This window comes from Curtobacterium sp. MCSS17_015, assembly GCF_003234265.2.
Lineage (GTDB): Bacteria > Actinomycetota > Actinomycetes > Actinomycetales > Microbacteriaceae > Curtobacterium.
The window spans coordinates 2,218,293-2,239,183 of the sequence record NZ_CP126256.1 but is presented as its reverse complement, the minus strand read 5'-3'; the positions used below and the strand labels follow the sequence as shown (position 1 = coordinate 2,239,183).

Below are 20,891 nucleotides of genomic sequence, written 5' to 3'. Positions count from 1 at the left end.
GGAGCGCTGGCGGTGGACGGGTCATCGTCCCACGGCCCTCGGACGGGGTCCAAACCGGTCGTGTCCGTCCCTCCACACGGGAGGCCCGGATCACCTCCGTCCACCGCCCTCGGCGAACGGGTCGGGCCGGGTCCGCCCGCGGGCGTACATTCATCCGAGGACGACGCCGGACGGCGCGGAGAGGGTGCGGATGAGTCGGATGGACTCCGTCGCGGGCGGCGGCGGGATGCGCGGCGGCGGTCGCGGTCGGATCTCGAGCGGTGACCCCGAGGCGCAGCGCGCGGCGAACGCCGAGGCCCCGCAGATCCCGCACCTGCTCCGTCGCATCGCCGGGTTGTTCGTGCCGCACCGACGCGCGATCGTCCTGACGGTCGTGCTCGTGCTGGTGGGGGCGGCCCTGTCGGTCATCCCGCCGCTGCTGACCCAGCAGGCGTTCGACCGCGGTCTCTTCCCGCCGGAGGGTGGCCCGGACGTCCCGGTGCTCGCCGTGCTGGTCGGCGCGATGATCGGGCTCTGGATCGCGAGCGCCGGCATCGGGGTGTGGCAGACCTACCTGACCGCGACGGTCGGCAACAAGGTCATGGGTGCCATGCGGATGCGGCTGTTCGGTCACCTGCAGCGGATGGAACTGGCGTTCTTCACCCGCACGAAGACCGGCGTGATCCAGAGCCGACTCCAGAACGACGTCGGCGGCGTCGCCAGCGTGCTGAACAACACGATCTCGTCGGTGCTCGGCAACACGGTGACCGTCATCGCGGCCGTCGTCGCGATGCTGCTCCTCAGCTGGCAGATGACCCTGGTGGCGGTGGTCCTGCTGCCCCTGCTCGTCATCGCGCAGCGCAAGGTCGGCAAGGTCCGTGCCCGGATCGCCGCGCAGACCCAGGAGTCGCTGTCCGACATGACGGCGATCACGCAGGAGACGCTGAGCGTGTCGGGGATCCTGCTCGCCAAGAGCTTCAACCAGCAGCGCAGCGAGATCCACCGCTACGGGGACGAGAACCGGAACCAGATCGGCCTGCAGGTCCGGCAGCAGATGTCCGGCCAGTGGTTCTTCGCCATCGTGCAGATCTTCCTGTCGATCATCCCCGCCGTCATCTACCTGGTGGCTGCCTACCTGATCCAGGGTGGCGTCCCGATCACCGCCGGCACGATCGTGGCGTTCACCACCGTGCAGTCCCGGCTGCTGTTCCCGACCGTGGGACTGCTCCGCGTGGTGCTCGACCTGCAGACCTCCGGGGCGCTGTTCGCCCGGATCTTCGAGTACTTCGACCTGGAGCCGGCCATCACCGACTCCGCCACGGCGAAGCCGGTCGACGAGCACCGGGTCGGGCACGTCGCGTTCGAGGACGTCTCCTTCTCCTACCCGGACGGCGAACCCGACAAGCCCACCCTGCGGGGCGTGTCGTTCGAGTTGCAGCCCGGGCAGTTCGCGGCCTTCGTCGGGCCGTCCGGCGCGGGCAAGACGACGATCTCGTACCTCGTGCCGCGACTGTACGAGGCCACCGCCGGTTCGGTGCGGTTCGCGGGGCAGGACGTGCGCGACCTCGTGCACGAGGACCTCATGGCGCACATCGGCATCGTGAGCCAGGAGACGTACCTGTTCCACGCGTCCATCGGCGACAACCTGCGGTACGCCAAGCCGGGGGCGACCGACGACGAACTCGAGCGAGCGGCGCGGGCGGCGAACATCCACGAGACGATCGCCTCGTTCCCCGACGGGTACGACACCGTGGTGGGGGAGCGGGGGTACCGACTCTCCGGCGGCGAGAAGCAGCGCATCGCCATCGCCCGGGTGCTGCTCAAGGACCCGCCCGTGCTCGTCCTCGACGAGGCGACGAGCGCGCTCGACTCCATCTCGGAGCGTGTGGTGCAGGCGGCGCTCGACACCGCGGCCCGTGGCCGGACGACGATCTCCATCGCCCACCGCCTGTCGACCATCCGGGACGCCGACGTCGTCTTCGTGCTCGACCACGGGCAGATCGTCGAACAGGGGACGCACGACGAACTCCTCGCGCTGGGTGGGACGTACGCCACCCTGCACGAGCAGCAGAGCGACCCGGTGGTGGCAGCTCGCGAATGACCCGACGGCCCCCGTCGGAGCGGCTGTTCGGGTGCGCTGCGCGCGGACGAGCAGTCCGCTCGTTCGCCCTCGGCTGACACCGGCTGGGTGTTCGTCGCGGGACGTCGCACAGCGGGGCACGCGACCTAGACTCGTCGGGTGCGTTACGCGAACTCCGTCATCGACCTCGTCGGCGACACCCCGCTCGTCAAGCTCAACCGCGTCACCGAGGGGATCCGGGCGACCGTCCTGGTGAAGGTCGAGTCCTTCAACCCCGGTGGATCCGCCAAGGACCGCATCGCCACCCGGATCCTCGACGCCGCCGAGGCGTCCGGCGAGCTGCGGCCCGGCGGCACCATCGTCGAGCCCACCTCGGGCAACACGGGTGTCGGCCTCGCGCTGGTCGCCCAGCAGCGCGGGTACCGCTGCGTCTTCGTGCTCCCGGACAAGGTCGGCGAGGACAAGCGGAACGTCCTCACGGCGTACGGCGCGGAGATCGTGGTCACCCCCACGGCCGTGGCCCCGGAGGACCCGGAGTCGTACTACTCGGTGTCCGACCGCCTGGTGCGGGAGATCCCCGGCGCGTACAAGCCGAACCAGTACGCGAACCCGAACGGTCCGCGCAGCCACTACGAGACGACGGGGCCGGAGATCTGGCGCGACACCGACGGGCGCCTGACGCACTTCGTCGCCGGCGTCGGCACCGGCGGCACGATCTCGGGCACCGGTCGGTACCTCAAGGAGGCGTCCGACGGGCGCGTCCGCATCGTCGGAGCCGACCCCGAGGGCTCGGTGTACTCGGGCGGCACCGGCCGGCCCTACCTCGTGGAAGGCGTCGGCGAGGACTTCTGGCCGAGCGCGTACGACCCCGACATCGCGGACGAGATCATCGCCGTGTCGGACGCGGACTCGTTCGCGATGACCCGCCGTCTCGCACGCGAGGAGGGCCTGCTCGTCGGCGGCTCGAGCGGCATGGCGGTGGTCGCAGCACTCCGCGCCGCCCATGACCTCGGCGAGGACGACGTCGTGGTCGTGCTCCTGCCGGACGGTGGTCGTGGCTACCTCGGCAAGATCTTCAACGACCGGTGGATGCGCTCCTACGGATTCGCGGAGACCGAGGACGAGCGTTCCGTCGGCGACCTCATCGCCGGCAAGGACGGACGCCTGCCGGACCTCGTGCACGCCCACCCCTCGGACACCGTCCGCGACGTCGTCGACATCATGACGAAGTACGGCGTCTCGCAGATGCCGGTCCTCAGTGCCGAACCGCCCGTCGTCATCGGCGAGGTCGTCGGTGCGGTCGAGGAGAGGGCCCTGCTCGAGCACGTGTTCACCGGTGCAGCGGCGATGGCCGACGCACTCACCCCGTTCGTCGGAGACCCGTTGCCCCTCATCGGCATCGGCGAGTCCGTCTCGGCCGCGCGGCGGGCGTTGGAGTCGGCGGATGCGCTGCTCGTCGTCGGCGACGGCAAGCCGGTGACGGTCCTCACCCGACACGACCTCCTCACCTACCTCTCCGAATGACGACGGACGCTCGGCCGCGCACCGCGGGGCCGACCGTCACCCCACCGGCCGCAGCAGCCCCGTCGCGCGCGGCCGCGACCGTCCCACCCAGTCGTACCGAGCCTCCAGGAAGGGGCACCCGAGACATGACCGAGTTCAGCACCCGCGCCATCCACTCCGGCCAGGAGCCCGACGCCGCCACCGGCGCCGTCATCCCGCCGCTGTTCCTGACCTCGACCTACGTGCAGGACGGCATCGGCGGACTGCGCGGCGGGTACGAGTACTCCCGCTCCGGCAACCCGACCCGCGACTCGCTGCAGACGTTGCTCGCCGACCTCGACGGCGGCGTCGCCGCCTTCTCGTTCTCGTCGGGGCTGGCGGGGGAGGACGCGCTCCTGCGCGCCTACCTCGAGCCGGGCGCCCGGATCGTGATGGGCAACGACGTGTACGGCGGGACCCACCGCCTGGCGAACCGGCTGCACGTGCCGTGGGGGGTCGACCTCGTCACCGTCGAGATGAGCGAGCCGGACCGTGTCCGAGCCGCCCTCGCCGACGCCCCCGCGAAGACCGTGCTGTGGGTCGAGACGCCGACGAACCCGCTCATGAAGATCGCGGACATCGAGACCCTCGCCGCCGTCGGACACGAGGCCGGCGCGCTCGTCGTGGTCGACAACACCTTCGCGTCGCCCGCGCTGCAGCAGCCGCTGTCGCTCGGTGCCGACGTGGTCGTCTACTCGACGACGAAGTACCTCGGGGGACACTCGGACGTCGTCGGCGGTGCCGTGGTGCTGCGCGACCAGGAGCTGGCCGACGCGGTGCAGTTCGTGCAGTTCGGCGGCGGTGCCATCTCGTCACCCTTCGACGCCTGGCTCACCATCCGCGGGATCAAGACCCTCAGCGTCCGCATGGAGCGGCACTCCTCGAACGCGCAGGCCGTCGCCGAGGCCCTGCTCGCGCACCCGGCCGTCGAGCACGTGTACTACCCGGGTCTGCCGGAGCACCCCGGGCACGACGTCGCCGCGAAGCAGATGCGCGGGTTCGGCGGCATGCTCTCGGTGGCGCTCGCCGGAGGCCCGGACGCCGCCAAGCGGTTCGCCGAGTCGACCGAGCTGTTCGCGCTGGCGGAGTCGCTCGGCGGGGTGGAGTCGCTCATCGGGTACCCGAGCGAGATGACGCACGCGTCGGTGAAGGGCACCGAACTCGCCGTGCCGGAGAACGTCGTCCGCCTGTCGGTCGGCATCGAGGACGCCGGCGACCTCGTCGCGGACGTGCAGCAGGCGCTCGAGCGCTGATGTCGGGCAGCGGGGACCGGGGCACGTCCGGCCCCCGCTGACACGGACGCCCGGACCCGGCGTCCTACGATGACCGAGTGACCTCCACGACGGCGACCCGGGCGAGCCTGTTCGAGCCCCGGTACCTCGTGGCGACGATCGGGATGGTCGCGATCGTCGCTGTCTCGGCCTTCCAGAACCTCGCGATGACGACGATCATGCCGGTCATCTCCGACGACCTGCACGGCGAGACGCTGTACTCGTTGAGCTTCGCCGCGCCCCTCGCCGCGGGTGTGCCGGGGATGGTCGTCGCGGGCAACTGGACCGACCGGTCCGGCGGTCGGATCGTCGCGTGGGTGTCCGCGTCGCTCTTCGCGATCGGCACCGCGGTCGTGATGCTCGCTCCGACGATGCCGGTGTTCCTGGCCGGGCGCCTGGTCGAGGGGTTCGGCGCGGGCGCGATCGACGTCGTGCTCTACGTCCTGGTGGCCCGGGTCTTCCCGGCCGGACTGCACGGCTCGGTGTTCGCCGGGTTCGCGGCCGCGTGGGTCGTCCCCGCCCTCGTCGGACCGGCCGTCGCCGGCATCGTGACCGACGCGGTCGGATGGCACTGGGTCTTCGCCGGTGCGCTGGTCATCGCCGTCGTCGCGTTCGCCTGTCTGGTCCCGACGCTGCGGCACCTCCGCCCGCCCGCACCGGAGGCCCGACCGCCCTGGCAGCGCGGCCGCATCGCCTGGTCGGTGGGCGCGTCCGCCGCCGTGCTCCTCCTCAACCTCGCCCCCGACCTGCCGGTCGCGGTCCGGCTCGCCTCCGTCGTGGTCGGGCTCCTCGGCGCCTGGGTGGCACTCCGACCGCTCCTGCCCCGACGGACCTTCACGGCAGGTGCCGGACTGCCGTCCGTGGTGCTGCTCCGCGGGGTCCTGGCGGCCGGGTTCTTCGGCAGCGAGGCCTACGTCCCCTTCCTGCTGCAGGCCCAGCACGGACTGGAGCCCTCGGCGGCCGGACTCGCGCTCACCGTGGCCGCGCTGAGCTGGGCCGGTGCGAGCTGGCTGCACGGACGCCTGGGCGAGACGCGGCTGCCGGCGGCTCGCGCGTTCGGGACCGGGCTGGTGCTCGTGTTGGTGAGCCTGCTGTCGGCGCTCGCGGTCGCGCTGTTCGACCTGCCGGTGTGGGTGCTCGTCGCCGGGTGGTTCGTCGGCGGCGCCGGGATGGGCGTGGCGTACCCGCGGACGTCGATGCTCACGCTCCGGTTCTCGCGCGAGGGCGACGACGGCTTCGCGAGTTCGGCCCTGACCATCGCCGACGCCTCGGGCAGCGTCGTCGGGCTGGCGGTCGCCGGACTGCTGTTCACCACCGCCGGCGGACGCAACGAGCCCGGGGCATTCGCCCTCGTGTTCACGGCGATGACGGTGATCGCCCTCGTCGGGCTGGTGGCGGTCCGTCGGCTCGGACCCGTGCCGGCGCCGCCGGTGTCCGTACCGTCCGTCACCGCAGTCGGCTGACCGCGCGGGCCGACGTCGACCGCCCGTCGCCGGGGTCGTCGGGCGGGTAGCCTGGCAGACCCGGACCGAGGAGGACCCGTGCGTCGCAACGCCGCAGCCGTGCTGACCGCCACCCTGGCCGTCGGCGCGCTCACGCTCTCGGGGTGCAGCGGGACGACGACCACGGCGCCGACGCCGGTGCGGAGCACCGACCTGACGAGCTCCGACGGCGGGTTCGCCGAGAACGCGGTGATCGGCGTCGTCCTCACCGGGGACGCCGCCACCCCGAGCGACTCGGGCGACGGGCGCTCGTTGGCGACGCTGTTCCGTGAGGACCTGACCGAGGCCGGCTTCCGACCCGACGTCCGGGTGGCCGGCTCCGACCAGCCGGCCCGGCAGCGTGCCGCCGTGCGCGACCTGGTCGGCACCGGGGCGAAGGCGCTCCTCGTGCGGGCCGCCGACCCCGACGCCCTGCGGGCCGAACTCCGCGACGCGCATGACGCCGGTGTGGTCGTCGTGGCACTCGGCAGCGCACTGCCTTCGTCCGGCGGCGGGAACGACGGACTCGCGTCGGACTACCGGATCGACGGCGCGGACTCGGACGCCGACCTCGTCAGTCGCAGTGTCGACATGGTGGCCTCGTTGCAGCGCGGCGAGGAGCCGCAGGACGGCGACGACCCCGCGCAGTAGCGCCTGTCCCCGTCCGTGGTGTCGGCGCTGACGGGCTGGAGGACCGTGCCCGGACCGCGAGACGGGTACCGGTCAGCGCCACCAGGCCGGGAACGAGCGCGTGATGGTCTCGACGAGCGCCTTCCGCGAGCGCCGCGGGCCACCGAGCCACGCCTCGATCGCGCCGACGAACCCCTGCGCCACGAAGCCGGCGGCGACCTCGTCGATGATGTCGGGCTTCACGGCAGGGTCGAGCTCGCGGATGTGCATCGCGCTCGAGACGGTGAAGTGCTCGACGAGCAGGCGGTGCAGCGAGGCGTCGTTCGGGTCCGGGAGCGCCCGGGCGTAGATGTCCCGGTGGGCCGTCACGTGGTCGACCACGGCGTCGATGCCGCGTCGTGTGATGGCAGCGAGTTCCTCGGGGCCGGCACCGCGGTCGACGGCGGCACGGTGTGCTTCGGCGTCGTCAGCACGGATGCGGTCGAGCTCGGGGGTGAGCACGTCGGCGAGCAGCGAACCGGGGGAGACGGCGCGCGAGTAGAACGTCGCCCGGTTGATGCCGGCGGCGCGCGTGACGTCGGCGACCGTGATCTCGGAGACCGGGCGGTCGGCCGCGAGTCGGAGCACCGCCTCCCGGAGGGCGGCGGTGGTGTGCAGGATCCGAGCGTCGACCATGACGCTCCTCCCATCTCGTTCGCGACGGCTCCCGACGCGCCTCGGCCGGGAGTCCGACGGTACCGCACGGTCAGGTCAGGCCACGGGTCCGCCGCACCGGCGTGCGGGAGACGGACGGGCCTCCCGGCGTCGGAGGTCACCACACCGAGGCGGGAAGGGTGCGGGCGGCATGACGGACCGGCGTCCGGAGGACGCGGACGGCGCCGCCGACGGTTGTCGACGTGTCCGGCTGACCCGTACCATGGTGGAACGGACCGAATCGATTCGAGCGGCCGATCCCACCCACGTCTCCCCTCGGAGGATCTCGTCGTGTCCGCGCCTGCGACCACCGGCTCACTCAAGGTCATCAAGCACCCGGGCGACTCGCTCACCCGGGGCCAGCGACTGGTCTACGTCTTCGTGCTCGGGGCGCTCACCGCGCTCGGGCCGTTCACGATCGACCTCTACCTGCCGGCGTTCCCCTCGCTGGAGCGGGACCTCTCCATCTCGGAGGGGGCGGTCCAGCTCACCCTCACGGCGACGACCCTCGGGTTCGCCATCGGTCAGCTGCTGGTGGGCCCCTGGAGCGACAAGGTCGGCCGTCGGCTGCCGCTCATCATCGCGACCAGCGTGCACGTCACCGCCTCGGTCTGCGCCGCGCTCGCGCCGAACGTCGAGGTGCTCGCGCTGTTCCGCGTCCTGCAGGGCATGGGCGCCGCGGCCGGTGGTGTGGTGGCGATGGCGACCGTCCGCGACCTGTTCGGCGGCAAGCCGCTCGTCCGGATGCTCTCGCGACTGGCCATGGTGAACGGGCTCGCCCCGATCCTCGCGCCGCTCATCGGTTCGCAGATGCTCCGGTTCGTGTCGTGGCGCGGGATCTTCGTCTTCCTCGCCTGCTACGGGCTCGCGGTCGTCATCGCGTCGATCCTGCTCATCGTCGAGACCCTCCCCGAGGAACGTCGTCAGGAGGCCGGGCACTCCACGATCGGCCAGCGGTACCGGGCGCTGTTCTCCGACCGGATCTTCGTCGGCGTGGCCCTCATCGGCGCGATGGTGTTCAGCGGGCTGTTCTCGTACCTCAGCGCGTCGCCGTTCCTGTTCCAAGGGGTGTTCGGCCTCGACGCCCAGCAGTACGGCCTGCTCTTCGCGGTGAACTCCGTCGGGGTCGTGCTCGGCGTGCAGATCTCGTCACGGTTGGCCCAGCGCGTCGGACCGCAGTGGATCCTCGCGTGCTCGACCGCCACGCTGTTCCTGGCGGCGCTCGCGATCGTCGTGCTCGACCAGCTCGGCGCCGGCCTCGTCGGGGTGCTCGTGCCGCTCTGGTTCTACATCGCCGCCTGCGGGTTCTCGTTCCCGCTCGTGCAGGTGATCGGCCTCGCCTCGCACGGCAAGGAAGCGGGTACGGCGGCGTCGCTCCTCGGGGCGCTCAACTTCGGTGTCGCGGGGCTCATCTCGCCGGTCGTCGGGCTGCTCGGCATCTCGACCGCGACCCCGATGGCCCTGGTGATGGGCACGACGGCGTCCGTCGCGATCCTGGTGCTGTGGTTCGTGGTGCGGCCGAAGACGGTCCCGGCACTGTCGCACTGACGCCCGCGGTGCGGCGGGCGGGCGCTCACTTCCGCGCGAGTCCGACCGTCTCCGCGACGAGCAGACCGCCGACGGTCAGGACGGCCGCCCCGCCCACGAGCACCATCGCCACCGGCTGCTCGTACCAGGCGCGGAGGCGCGGCCAGCGTCGCTGGAACTCACGTGCCGACATCGCCTTCGCCACGCTGCTCGTCCGGACGTCGAGGCGGTCCACGAGCCGGTCGACACCGGCTTCGCCCCAGACGTCGCCCCGGATGCGGAACATCGCCTCGCCCGCGGTGTCGAGCGCGACGACGTCACGGCTGGTCCGGTCGGCGGACACCCCGTGTCGGGTGACGAGCACGAGTTCGTGCACGCGGGAGCGGGCGAAGGTGTGGGTGCCGGAGAGCACGCCGCGGATCGTGACCCGGTCGGGGTGCACCGCGATGTACGAGGAGCGGAGCCGCAGGTAGGCCACGAGCACCGCGGCGGTGAGCACGAGCACGACTGCGGCGACCACGAGCCAGAGCCCGGTCGGGACGGCAGACCAGACGACCGCGACCGCGATCGGCAGGGCCGAGAACACGATGCTCAGTCCGGTCGAGCGCACGAGTGACGCCCGTGGTCGTACGAGTTCCTCGGCGGTCCTCGTGTCGAGCGGTGTCGCTCGCGCCGTCATGTCCCCCACGGCTGGTCTCCTCGTCCCCGGAGTGCACGGGCACGGCGGAGCGCCGGGCCCGCGACGGCGCCCCTGCCGTCCGATGCTGGTCGGGCGACCCGGGTCCCTCCGGCTCGCTCGTCCGGTCAGCATAGGGGACCGCCCACGGCGAGCACAGGTCGTCGGCCGTTTTCCGGAGGGTCGGGGCGGACCGGGGTGCGCGGCGGTCCGCAGGCCGGGGGACCGGGGCGACTCCGGGCCTCCCGGACCGACGTGACACCGGTCCACGGCGGGGCCGGCAACGACGAAGCCCCCGCACGGGGCGGGGGCTTCGTCGTCGTGATGATCCTGCGGAGGATGGGGGATTCGAACCCCCGAGGGCTTGCACCCAACACGCTTTCCAAGCGTGCGCCATAGGCCACTAGGCGAATCCTCCGGGCGCCACCTCGCGGTGACGACACCCCATGGTACAGGTCCTGGACGGTGCTCACGACCACGGGACCTGCGCTGCTCCCGTCGCGCCTCGGTCACGACCTGCACGTGTGTGCACATGCCGGGTCCTCCCGATGTCCGCGCACGGGCGAGGTCTAGCCTGGAGGGGTGTCGACCCGCATCTACATCACGTCAGCAGAAGGACACACCGGCAAGAGCACCGTCGCCCTCGGGGTGCTCGAGACCCTCGCCCGGACCGTGGGGCGCGTGGGCGTCTTCCGACCCGTCGCGCGGTCGGTCGACGAGCCCGACTACGTGCTCGAGCTGTTGCTCCAGCACACCGCCGTCGACATCCCGTACGACGACGCCGTCGGTGTCACCTACGACGACGTGCACGCCGACCCGGACGCCGCGCTCGCCACGATCCTCACCCGCTTCGCCGGGGTGGAGCGCCGCTGCGACGCGGTGGTCGTCCTCGGGTCCGACTACACCGACGTCGGCAGCCCCACCGAGCTGTCCTTCAACGCCAAGGTCGCGGCGAACCTCGGTGCCCCCGTGCTGCTCGTGCTCGGCGGGCGCGACTCCGCCGAACGTGGCGCCCGTTCGGCGGACGGCATGGCGCAGGTCGCCGACGTCACGACGAGCGAACTCCGCGCCGAGCACGCCCAGCTCCTCGGTGTCGTGGTCAACCGGGCCGACCCGGACGCCCTCGACGCGATCGTCGCGAGCGTCACCGCCGCGGTGCGCGACCACCACCCGGACGCCCCCGTGTGGGCGATCCCGGAGGACACGGTCCTGGTCGCCCCGACCGTGCGCGCGCTCCTCGCCGCGACCGACGCGACGCTCGTCCGCGGGGACGAAGCCCTGCTCGACCGCGAGGCGCTCGGGACGGTCGTCGCCGGCATGAGCATGGAGAACGTGCTCCCGCGGCTCATCGAGGGCGGCATCGTGGTCGTCCCGGGCGACCGCAACGACGTCCTCATCGCGACCCTCCTCGCGAACGAGTCCGAGACGTTCCCGAGCCTCGCCGGCGTCATCCTCAACGGCGGGTTCGAGACCGCCCCGCAGGTGTCCCGGTTGCTCGAGGGCCTGTCGAGCTCCCTGCCGATCGCCCAGAACGGCCTCGGCACGTACGACACCGCGATGCGGATCACCCAGACCCGCGGTCGTCTCGCCGCCGACTCACCCCGCAAGGCCGACCTGGCGCTGGCCCTGTTCGAGCGCCACGTCGACGCCGAGGCCCTGCGCGACCGACTGCAGCTGACGCCCTCCGGGGTCGTCACGCCACTGATGTTCGAGCACGGGCTCATCGACCGGGCACGCGAACACCGCAAGCACATCGTCCTGCCCGAGGGCGACGACGACCGGATCCTGCGAGCGGCGTCGACCCTGCTGCAGCGGCAGGTGTGCGCGCTGACGATCCTCGGCGACCCGACCGCCATCCGGGCCCGGGCGACCGAGCTCGGGCTCGACCTCGACGGCGCGCAGCTGCTCTCCCCGTTCGACCCGGACCTGCGCGAGCGGTTCGCCCAGGAGTACACGGCCCTCCGCGCCCACAAGGGCATGAGCGTCGAACTCGCCCGCGACACCGTGACCGACGTGTCCTACTTCGGCACGATGATGGTGCAGCTCGGCCTCGCCGACGGCATGGTGTCCGGCGCGAAGCACACCACGGCGCACACCATCCGGCCGTCGTTCGAGATCATCAAGACCCGTCCGGACACCTCCATCGTGTCGAGCGTGTTCCTCATGGCGCTCGCCGACCGGGTCCTCGTCTACGGCGACTGCGCGGTGATCCCGGACCCGACCAGCGAGCAACTCGCCGACATCGCGATCTCGTCCGCCGAGACGGCGACACAGTTCGGCATCGCGCCCCGGGTCGCGATGCTCAGCTACTCGACCGGCGACAGCGGTTCCGGCGCCGACGTCGACAAGGTCCGCGCCGGCACCGCGTTCGTCCGCGAGCGCCGGCCGGACCTGCTCGTCGAGGGGCCGATCCAGTACGACGCCGCCGCCGACCCGACGGTCGCGAGCGCCAAGATGCCCGGTTCGCCGGTCGCCGGCCAGGCGACGGTGTTCATCTTCCCGGACCTCAACACCGGCAACAACACGTACAAGGCCGTCCAGCGCTCCGCCGGCGCGGTCGCGATCGGTCCGGTCCTGCAGGGCCTCCGCAAGCCGATCAACGACCTGTCCCGCGGCGCCCTCGTGAGCGACATCGTCAACACCGTCGCGATCACCGCCATCCAGGCCGGCACCGCGGCCGCCGCACCCCGCACAGAAAGCGACCCCTCGTGAGCGCAGCCCTCGTCGTCAACTCCGGTTCGAGTTCGTTCAAGTACCAGCTCATCGAACTCGAGGACGAGCGGACCCTCGCATCCGGCCTGGTCGAGCGGATCGGCGAGTCGACCGGCTCGTGGAAGCACACGAACGCCCTGACGGGGGAGACCTCGTCGAACGAGGGCGCCGAGGTGCCGGACCACGCCGCCGGGTTCCAGGCCATGATCGACGCGTTCGACAAGGTCGGTCCCTCGTTCGACGAGCACCCGCCGGCCGTCGTCGGACACCGGGTCGTGCACGGCGGCACCCGGTTCGACGCCGCGACCGTCGTGACGGACGAGGTCGAGCAGGAGATCGACGCCCTGTCGAGCCTCGCGCCGCTGCACAACCCGGCCAACCTCGAGGGGATCCGGGCCGCGAAGCAGGTCTTCGACGACGTCCCGCACGTCGCCGTGTTCGACACCGCCTTCCACCAGACGATGCCCCCGCACGCGTACACCTACGCGATCCCGGCCGACCTGGCCGAGCAGCACCAGGTCCGTCGCTACGGCATGCACGGCACGAGCCACAAGTACGTCTCCGAGCAGGCCGCGGTGTTCCTCGACCGGCCGCTGTCCGAGCTGAAGACGATCGTCCTGCACCTCGGCAACGGCGCCTCGGCCGCCGCAATCGACGGCGGTCGCTCGATCGAGACCTCGATGGGGCTCACACCGCTCGAGGGCCTCGTCATGGGCACCCGCTCCGGCGACCTCGACCCGGCCGTGCTCATCCACCTGCATCGCGAGGCCGGCCTGTCCTTCGACGACCTCGACACGATGCTCAACAAGCAGTCCGGCCTGCTCGGCCTCACCGGCAGCGGTGACATGCGCGACGTGCAGGAGGCGGCGAGCAACGGCGACGAGACCGCCGAGGCCGCGCTCGCGGTCTACCGCCACCGCATCCGCCGCTACGTGGGTGCCTACACCGCCCAGCTCGGCGGGCTGGACGCGGTCGTCTTCACCGCCGGCGTGGGGGAGAACAACGCGCTGCTCCGTCGTCGGGTGCTCGCCGGACTCGAGCACCTCGGCATCGAGGTCGACCCGGACCGCAACGAACTCCACGCGAAGGAGGCCCGGCGGATCTCGACGGACGCCTCCCGCGTCGAGGTGCTCGTCATCCCGACGAACGAGGAGCTCGAGATCGCCCGGCAGTCAGCGGCCGTCGCACTCTGACACGCGCATCCCGGCACCGGGTCCGCACCTGTTGGACATGGTGTGGCGTGGCAGTCCCGGCACCGGGTCGGCACCTGTGGGACGGGAGGCCCGCCACCGGTCCGGTGGCGGGCCTCCCGTCCGTCGTCCGGGTCAGTTCAGCCGAGGGCGTGCAGGGCGGCCGGGATCGGCGTGTCGCCGCTGGTGACCTCGAACTGCTTGCCGACCGCGCTGTCGTCGAGGAGGGCGTGCAGGGCCACCGCGGCGACGTCCGCGCGGGGGATCGACCCGCGCGGGACGGTGGTCCCGACGGTGACGGTGCCCTGCGGCGGTGTGTCGAGGAGGCCGCCGGGACGGATGATCGTCCACCGGAACCGGCGCATCCGCACGTTGGCGTCCGCCTCGGCCTTCGCGCGGAGGTAGACCTGGAAGACGCCCTCCTCGTCCTCGGCGGGGAGCTTCGCGGCCTCGGGGTCGTACGCGTCGGCCCCCATCGCCGAGATCATCACGTAGCGGTCGATGTCCAACCGCACGGCGGCCTCCGCCAGCAGCACGGCCGCATCCCGGTCGACCGAGAGCTTGCGCTCGGCCCCGCTGCCCGGGCCCGCGCCGGCAGCGAAGACCACCGCGTCGAACCCGCGCAGACGGAGCGCGAGTTCCTCCTCCGACAGCTGCTCGAGGTCGGCGACGAGCGCCTTCGCACCGGTCTGTTCGACGTCGGAGACGTGTGCGGGGTTGCGGACGATGCCGACGGCGTCGTGACCGGCGTCGGTGATGAGGCGTTCGAGGATCAGGGCGATCTTCCCGTGGCCTCCGGCGATGGCGATCTTCATGGGTTCGATGCTGCTCCTTCCGTCCGGTAGAGTGTTCAGCGGCTCCTCACGTGACGCCATCCAGGCCAACTCCCCCAGGGCGGAAACGCAGCAAGGGTAACCGGGCTCTGGCGGGTGCGTGAGGAGTCTTCTTCGTTCCTGGAGGGTTCTTCTCGGTCTTCCGGGGCGCCTCTGGTGGCCTGTGGACAGCGGTGCCGAGGTGTCGGCGGTGCCGACTACCCTGGTCGCGTGGTCACCGCCCTGTATCGCCGTTACCGGCCCGAGAACTTCGCCGAGCTCATCGGGCAGTCGCAGGTCACGGACCCGCTCCGCACCGCGCTCCGGACGAACCGTGTCAACCACGCCTACCTGTTCAGCGGCCCGCGCGGGTGCGGCAAGACCACGTCGGCCCGCATCCTCGCCCGCTGCCTGAACTGTGCCGAGGGGCCGACCGACACCCCGTGCGGCGTCTGCCCCAGCTGCGTCGAACTCGCCCGTGGTGGTGGCGGATCGCTCGACGTCATCGAGATCGACGCGGCGAGCCACAACGGCGTCGACGACGCACGCGACCTCCGCGACCGCGCCGTCTTCGCGCCCGCTCGTGACCGCTACAAGATCTTCATCCTCGACGAGGCCCACATGGTCACGCCGCAGGGCTTCAACGCCCTGCTCAAGCTCGTCGAGGAGCCGCCGGAGCACGTCAAGTTCATCTTCGCGACGACCGAACCCGAGAAGGTCATCGGCACGATCCGGTCGCGCACCCACCACTACCCGTTCCGTCTCGTCCCGCCCGCCACGATGCTCGAGTACATCGAGCAGCTCTGCGCGCAGGAGTCCGTCTCCGTCGCACCGGGCGTGCTGCCCCTCGTCGTGCGCGCCGGTGGTGGCTCGGTGCGCGACACCCTCTCGCTGCTCGACCAGCTGATGGCCGGCAGCGAAGACGGTGCGATCGCGTACGAGCGAGCCGTCGCGCTCCTCGGGTACACCGACGCCGCGCTGCTCGACGACGTCGTCGACGCGCTCGCCGTGGCCGATCCCGCATCCGCGTTCTCGGCCATCGACCGTGTCGTACAGACCGGGCAGGACCCGCGTCGTTTCGTCGAGGACCTGCTCGAACGGCTGCGCGACCTCATCGTCGTCGCGGCCACCAACGAGAGCGCCGGTGCGGTCCTGCGCGGGGTCTCACCCGAAGAACTCGACACCATGTCGCGGCAGGCCGGGGTGTTCGGGGCGACCGCGCTGTCCCGTGGCGCCGACATCGCCAACCGCGCCCTGACCGAGATGACCGGAGCGACCTCGCCCCGACTGCACCTCGAGCTCATGGTCGCGCGGATGCTCGTGCCGGAGGCCGACGACACCCAGCGTGGCGCGCTCGCCCGCGTCGAGCGGCTCGAGCGCCGCGTCGGGGTCGGTGACGCCGGCGGGCACCAGGCCGGACCGGCGGTGACGCCGGCCGCAGCGCCTGCCCCGACGACCGCCGCCGAGCCTCGTCCTGAGCCGCTGACCGCGTCCGGCACCGCCGTGACGGGCACCACCGCGTCGGGCACCGCCGCGTCGGGCACCGCCGCGTCCGGCACTGCTGCCCCGGGCACCACCGCGTCGGGCACCGCCGCGTCCGGCACTGCTGCCCCGGGCACCACCGGGTCGCGCGTCACCGCACCGAGCGCGACCGGGCCGAACACGACCTCCGGCGACGGCGTCGCCAGGTCCGCCGAGCGACACCCCGCTGCCCCCGCACCTGCCGCGAACGCGACGGAGCAGGCGGGCGTCCCGACGAACGCCTCGACCGGTGACGCCGCCCGGGACGCCGCCGCTTCCTGGGCTGCCGCCGTCCCCGAGAGCACCCCTGAGCCCGCCGCCTCCTCGTCTCCGCCAGCCGCGGGGCAGGCGTCGCCGTCGTCCACCGGCGTCGGAACCGTCATCGGTGACGAACCCGCCGTCCGGCCCGTCACTCCGGTGGGCCTGCAGCAGATGCGCGACACCTGGCCGCAGATCGTCGAGCACGTGCAGCGCGCGAAGCGCTCTGCGTGGGCGGTCGTCGCGACGGCGCAGGTCACCGCGCTCAAGGACGACGTCCTCACCCTGACGTTCCCGAGCCAGCAGGACGTGGCGTCGTTCAAGGAGATGAGCGACCCGAACACCAGCGTCAGCGAACATCTGCGGACCGCGATCACCGACGTCCTCGGGTTCCGCGTGAAGTTCGTGGCCCGCGGCCCCGGTGGTGGCGTTGCCCCCGGCGGTGGCGCACGACCGTCGAGCACGCCGGTTCCCGATGCTCCGGCACAGGGCGTCCCGTCGCAGGGTCTCCCGGCGCAGGGTGCTCCGGCGCAGCGTCGTCCCGCGCAGGCAGCGCCGACGGTGCAGTCGTCGACCGGACAGGCGCAGACCGCGCCGGCTCACCCCGGTCCGGCGGCGGGTGGCCCCGCGACTCGGACCCGTCCGGAACCGGGGGCGCCCGCGGTCCCGGCATCGACGGAGCAGCGAGCCCCGGAGCAACGAGCCCCCGAGCAGCGAGCCCCGGAGCAGCGAGCCCCGGAGCAGCCGACCCCGAGCGAGCCCCAGGACTCCGGCCCCGTGACCGAGTGGGCCGTCGCCACGATCCCCGCCTCGGACCCGACCGCCGGTGCCGTCCCCGAGGACGTCGAGCCCTCGTGGGCCGCTCCCTTCGGTGCCGTCCCCGTCGATGCCACCGTGGCCCCGGCCGAGCGTGAGACGCCGCGCGCGTCCGCGCAGCCGGCCACGCCTCCTGCTCCCGGTGCTCCGACCAGGAGCGATCACGCACCGAGCGGGGGTGACGACCGGGGGACCGCCGCCGACGCGACCGCGGCCGACGCGCCCGCCCAGGCCGGGCCTCCCCGCAGCGCTGCGGGCCAGAGCCGTCCGGGCCCGCTGTCGGACGCCGTACCGGTCGACGACTACCCGCTCGACGACGAACCGTTCGACGACGGCGCGCCGTTCCCCGACCCTGGTCCGGGCGGCGGTCGACGTGACCCGCAGCAGAGCCCGCGGACCCCGGTGAGTCCCGGGCAGTCCGCACCGCCCCGGTCGGCGACGCCGCAGTCCGCACCTCGGCGCGCACCGGAGCAGCAGCCCGCACCGCCGCATCGGCAGCAGCCCGCGGGCGGGCAACCCGCTGCCGTGCGCCGGACCGCCGTCCCCGGTCGCTACGGTGAAGCCGTCGTGCGGGAGATCCTCGGCGCGCAGTTCATCGAGGAGACGTCACTGACCGAGGGGAGTGTCTGATGTACGACGGCATCGTGCAGGACCTCATCGACGAGTTCGGGCGGTTGCCCGGCATCGGCCCGAAGTCGGCGCAGCGGATCGCCTTCCACATCCTCCAGACCGAGTCGTTCGACCCCACGCGCCTCTCCGAGCTCCTCGGCGAGGTCAAGGAGAAGGTGCGGTTCTGCGAGGTGTGCGGCAACGTCACCGAGAACGTCCGCTGCAGCATCTGCCGTGACCCGCGCCGGTCGCCGAGCACGATCTGCGTGGTCGAGGAGGCCAAGGACGTGGCCGCGATCGAACGCACCCGGGAGTTCCGTGGCCTCTACCACGTGCTCGGCGGCGCCATCAGCCCCATCGACGGCGTCGGTCCGGACGACCTCCGGATCCAGCAGCTCATGGTGCGGCTGGCCGACGGCACCGTCGACGAGGTCATCATCGCCACCGACCCGAACCTCGAGGGTGAGGCGACCGCCACCTACCTCAGTCGACTCCTCGTGCCGATGGGCATCCGCACCACCCGGTTGGCGTCCGGTCTGCCGGTCGGCGGCGACCTGGAGTACGCCGACGAGGTCACCCTGGGTCGCGCGTTCGAGGGTCGTCGGGTCGTCGGCGGCTGATCCCACCGCGCGGGATCGTTGCGTGCCGACCGGCCCCGACGCAACATCCGAGGAACACCGGCTACGATCGTCGAGCCGCGTGACGTCGCGGTGAACCGTCCCCAGGAGTGCGTGCCCGTGGCCTTGATCGTGCAGAAGTTCGGTGGTTCGTCCGTCGCGGATGCCGAGAGCATCAAGCGCGTCGCGAAGCGCATCGTCGAGACGAAGAAGGCCGGCAACGACGTCGTCGTGGCGGTCTCCGCGATGGGCGACACGACCGACGAACTCGTCGACCTGGCACACGAGGTCACCCCGATCCCGGCCGGCCGCGAGCTCGACATGCTCCTGACCGCGGGGGAGCGGATCTCGATGGCGCTCCTCGCGATGGCGATCAAGAGCCTCGGGGTCGAAGCGTCCTCGTACACGGGCAGCCAGGCGGGCATGCTCACGGACGCGCAGCACGGCAAGGCCCGCATCGTGGACGTCACCCCGAAGCGCGTCCGCGAAGCGCTCGACGCCGGGCACGTCGCCATCGTCGCGGGCTTCCAGGGCTTCAACCGCACCACCGGCGAGATCACCACGCTCGGCCGCGGTGGGTCCGACACCACGGCGGTCGCCCTCGCGGCCGCGCTCGAGGCCGACGTCTGCGAGATCTACACCGACGTCGACGGGATCTTCACCGCCGACCCGCGCATCGTGCCGAAGGCCCGCAAGATCGACCGCGTCACGACCGAGGAGATGCTCGAGCTCGCGGCATCCGGCGCGAAGGTCCTCTACATCCGTGCCGTCGAGTACGCCCGACGGCACGGCGTCACCCTGCACGTCCGTTCCTCGTTCAGCAACGTCGAGGGCACCATCGTCTACAACCCTGCCGAGGGGGAAACCGTGGAAGAACCGATCATCACCGGCATCGCCGGCGACCTCTCCGAGGGCAAGATCACCGTCGTCGGCGTGCCCGACCAGCCGGGGAAGGCGGCCGAGATCTTCACGATCGTGGCGCGCGCCGGCGCCAACATCGACATGATCGTGCAGAACGTGTCGGCTGCCTCGACCGGTCGGACCGACATCTCGTTCACGCTGCCGAAGGACCAGGGGCAGACCGTGCTCACCGCGCTCGAGGTCGCGAAGTCCGACATCGGCTACGAGGGCATCCAGTACGACGACCAGATCGGCAAGCTCGCCCTGGTCGGTGCCGGCATGCGCACGAACGCCGGCGTCTCGGCGCAGCTGTTCCGCGCGTTGCACGACGCCTCGATCAACATCGAGATGATCTCGACGTCGGAGATCCGCATCTCGGTCGTCACGCGCGCCGACACGCTCAACGACGCGATGCGCGTCGTGCACGAGGCGTTCGGCCTCGATGCCGACAACGAGGCCGTCGTCTACGCCGGCACCGGCCGCTGAACCCGAGCAGGAGCACGACCATGACCGACACCCAGCTCACCGTCGCCGTCGTCGGCGCCACCGGACAGGTCGGCGCCGTGATGCGCCGTCTGCTCGAGGAGCGCGACTTCCCGGCCAGCACGGTCCGCTTCTTCGCCAGTGCCCGCTCGGCCGGTACCACGCTGCCGTTCCGCGGCGAGGAGATCGTCGTCGAGGACTCCGAGACCGCCGACCCGTCCGGCATCGACATCGCGCTCTTCTCGGCCGGTGCCACCGCGTCCCGCGCACTCGCGCCGCGGTTCGCTGCAGCGGGGGCGCTGGTCATCGACAACTCCAGCGCCTGGCGGATGGACCCGCAGGTCCCGCTCGTGGTCAGCGAGGTGAACCCGGACGCGATCGACGCCGCCGAGAAGGGCATCATCGCGAACCCGAACTGCACGACGATGGCGATCATGCCGGTCCTCAAGGTGCTCGACACCGAGGCGGGCCTCCGCCGTCTCGTCGCGACGACGTACCAGGCAGTGTCCGGCAGCGGCCTGGCCGGTGTCGAGGAACTGCTCGGACAGGCCCGTGCGGCCCTCGAGCAGGACACCGCAGCGCTCACCCACGACGGCTCGGCCGTCACCTTCCCCGAGCCGGTGAAGTACGTCCGGCCGATCGCCTTCGACGTCGTCCCGCTCGCGGGCAGCATCGTCGAGGACGGCGAGGGTGAGACCGACGAGGAGAAGAAGCTCCGCAACGAGAGCCGGAAGATCCTCGGCCTGCCGGACCTGCTGGTCGCGGGCACCTGCGTCCGCGTCCCCGTCTTCACGGGGCACTCCATCTCCGTGCACGCCGAGTTCGAGCGGCCGCTGTCGCCCGAGCGGGCGACCGAGGTGCTCGGGAGTGCTCCCGGCGTCGAGCTCTCCGACGTCCCGACGCCGCTGCAGGCCGCCGGCCAGGACCCGTCCTTCGTCGGACGGATCCGCGCCGACCAGTCCGCCCCCGTGGGCCGCGGGCTCGCGCTCTTCGTCAGCAACGACAACCTGCGGAAGGGCGCCGCGCTCAACGCCGTGCAGATCGCCGAGGTCGTCGTCGCGCGACGCGCGGCCACCGTCTGACGCGCCGGGGCC

General features: G+C 72.0%; 15 protein-coding genes, 1 tRNA gene and 1 other RNA gene. 13 read left to right on the top strand and 4 right to left on the bottom strand.

Features of this window, described 5'->3' with window-relative positions; genetic code table 11:
• Positions 1 to 199 precede the first annotated feature (199 nt).
• The 5 genes from DEJ18_RS10500 to DEJ18_RS10480 all read left to right on the top strand — a co-directional run bounded on the left by DEJ18_RS10500 (position 200) and on the right by DEJ18_RS10480 (position 7,004).
• Positions 200 to 2,080: an ABC transporter ATP-binding protein gene (locus tag DEJ18_RS10500; RefSeq protein ID WP_111080602.1), complete on the top strand. Its 1,881-nt coding sequence runs from the start codon at positions 200 to 202 to the stop codon at positions 2,078 to 2,080.
• A gap of 138 nt (positions 2,081 to 2,218) precedes the next feature.
• Positions 2,219 to 3,583, top strand: a complete 1,365-nt coding sequence (locus DEJ18_RS10495; RefSeq protein WP_111210879.1) for a cystathionine beta-synthase — start codon at positions 2,219 to 2,221, stop codon at positions 3,581 to 3,583.
• Between the two features lie 125 nt (positions 3,584 to 3,708).
• Positions 3,709 to 4,854 (top strand): cystathionine gamma-synthase, encoded by a 1,146-nt coding sequence (locus DEJ18_RS10490; RefSeq protein ID WP_111080600.1) that lies wholly within the window; start codon positions 3,709 to 3,711, stop codon positions 4,852 to 4,854.
• 77 nt (positions 4,855 to 4,931) lie between these two features.
• Positions 4,932 to 6,335, top strand: a complete 1,404-nt coding sequence (locus DEJ18_RS10485; RefSeq protein WP_111210880.1) for an MFS transporter — start codon at positions 4,932 to 4,934, stop codon at positions 6,333 to 6,335.
• A 78-nt stretch (positions 6,336 to 6,413) separates the two neighbouring features.
• Positions 6,414 to 7,004, top strand: coding sequence for a substrate-binding domain-containing protein (locus DEJ18_RS10480; protein ID WP_181434227.1), 591 nt, complete (start codon positions 6,414 to 6,416; stop codon positions 7,002 to 7,004).
• 72 nt (positions 7,005 to 7,076) lie between these two features.
• Here the strand turns inward: DEJ18_RS10480 and DEJ18_RS10475 are convergent, their stop codons facing one another.
• Positions 7,077 to 7,658, bottom strand: coding sequence for a TetR/AcrR family transcriptional regulator (locus DEJ18_RS10475; protein WP_111210882.1), 582 nt, complete (start codon positions 7,656 to 7,658; stop codon positions 7,077 to 7,079).
• Between the two features lie 309 nt (positions 7,659 to 7,967).
• Here DEJ18_RS10475 and DEJ18_RS10470 point away from each other — a divergent pair, with 309 nt between their 5' ends.
• Complete coding sequence (locus DEJ18_RS10470; protein ID WP_111210883.1) at positions 7,968 to 9,224, top strand: multidrug effflux MFS transporter; 1,257 nt, start codon at positions 7,968 to 7,970, stop codon at positions 9,222 to 9,224.
• Between the two features lie 25 nt (positions 9,225 to 9,249).
• Here the strand turns inward: DEJ18_RS10470 and DEJ18_RS10465 are convergent, their stop codons facing one another.
• Both DEJ18_RS10465 and DEJ18_RS10460 read right to left on the bottom strand, forming a co-directional pair.
• On the bottom strand, positions 9,250 to 9,891 hold the full coding sequence (locus DEJ18_RS10465; RefSeq protein WP_146241589.1) for a hypothetical protein: 642 nt from the start codon (positions 9,889 to 9,891) through the stop codon (positions 9,250 to 9,252).
• 321 nt (positions 9,892 to 10,212) lie between these two features.
• Positions 10,213 to 10,297 (bottom strand) — tRNA-Ser (locus DEJ18_RS10460).
• 164 nt (positions 10,298 to 10,461) lie between these two features.
• On the opposite strand from DEJ18_RS10460, the gene pta reads away from it, so the two are divergent.
• Entirely contained in the window at positions 10,462 to 12,591 is a 2,130-nt protein-coding gene (gene pta / locus DEJ18_RS10455; RefSeq protein ID WP_111210885.1) for a phosphate acetyltransferase, read from the top strand.
• Positions 12,588 to 13,784, top strand: a complete 1,197-nt coding sequence (locus tag DEJ18_RS10450; protein WP_111210886.1) for an acetate/propionate family kinase — start codon at positions 12,588 to 12,590, stop codon at positions 13,782 to 13,784. The genes pta and DEJ18_RS10450 overlap by 4 nt, the downstream gene beginning before the upstream one ends.
• 137 nt (positions 13,785 to 13,921) lie before the next feature.
• Here the strand turns inward: DEJ18_RS10450 and DEJ18_RS10445 are convergent, their stop codons facing one another.
• The gene (locus DEJ18_RS10445) at positions 13,922 to 14,596 is read right to left on the bottom strand and encodes an NAD(P)H-binding protein (RefSeq protein ID WP_111210887.1); all 675 of its coding nucleotides are present in this window, start codon (positions 14,594 to 14,596) and stop codon (positions 13,922 to 13,924) included.
• Positions 14,597 to 14,633: 37 nt separating this feature from the next.
• On the opposite strand from DEJ18_RS10445, the gene ffs reads away from it, so the two are divergent.
• The 5 genes from ffs (at position 14,634) to DEJ18_RS10420 (ending at position 20,879) form a co-directional block, all read left to right on the top strand.
• Positions 14,634 to 14,730: signal recognition particle sRNA small type (gene ffs, locus DEJ18_RS10440), an RNA gene on the top strand.
• A gap of 94 nt (positions 14,731 to 14,824) precedes the next feature.
• Positions 14,825 to 17,818: a DNA polymerase III subunit gamma and tau gene (locus DEJ18_RS10435; protein ID WP_111210888.1), complete on the top strand. Its 2,994-nt coding sequence runs from the start codon at positions 14,825 to 14,827 to the stop codon at positions 17,816 to 17,818.
• Positions 17,818 to 18,417 (top strand): recombination mediator RecR, encoded by a 600-nt coding sequence (gene recR / locus DEJ18_RS10430; protein ID WP_111080591.1) that lies wholly within the window; start codon positions 17,818 to 17,820, stop codon positions 18,415 to 18,417. Before DEJ18_RS10435 ends, recR begins: the two co-directional genes overlap by 1 nt.
• A 117-nt stretch (positions 18,418 to 18,534) precedes the next feature.
• Positions 18,535 to 19,800 carry an aspartate kinase gene (locus DEJ18_RS10425; RefSeq protein WP_111080590.1) on the top strand — a complete coding sequence of 422 codons (1,266 nt, stop codon included), beginning with the start codon at positions 18,535 to 18,537 and terminating at the stop codon, positions 19,798 to 19,800.
• Positions 19,801 to 19,820: 20 nt separating this feature from the next.
• Positions 19,821 to 20,879 (top strand): aspartate-semialdehyde dehydrogenase, encoded by a 1,059-nt coding sequence (locus DEJ18_RS10420; RefSeq protein ID WP_111210889.1) that lies wholly within the window; start codon positions 19,821 to 19,823, stop codon positions 20,877 to 20,879.
• Positions 20,880 to 20,891 lie beyond the last annotated feature (12 nt).

What these genes read in the sequence shown, in the direction of transcription:
- DEJ18_RS10500 (WP_111080602.1), top strand. Translation starts at nt 200, where the DNA reads ATGGACTCCGTCGCGGGCGGCGGCGGGATGCGCGGCGGCGGTCGCGGT.
- DEJ18_RS10490 (WP_111080600.1), top strand. Translation starts at nt 3,709, where the DNA reads ATGACCGAGTTCAGCACCCGCGCCATCCACTCCGGCCAGGAGCCCGAC.
- DEJ18_RS10475 (WP_111210882.1), bottom strand. Translation starts at nt 7,658, where the DNA reads ATGGTCGACGCTCGGATCCTGCACACCACCGCCGCCCTCCGGGAGGCG.
- DEJ18_RS10445 (WP_111210887.1), bottom strand. Translation starts at nt 14,596, where the DNA reads ATGAAGATCGCCATCGCCGGAGGCCACGGGAAGATCGCCCTGATCCTC.
- recR (WP_111080591.1), top strand. Translation starts at nt 17,818, where the DNA reads ATGTACGACGGCATCGTGCAGGACCTCATCGACGAGTTCGGGCGGTTG.
- DEJ18_RS10420 (WP_111210889.1), top strand. Translation starts at nt 19,821, where the DNA reads ATGACCGACACCCAGCTCACCGTCGCCGTCGTCGGCGCCACCGGACAG.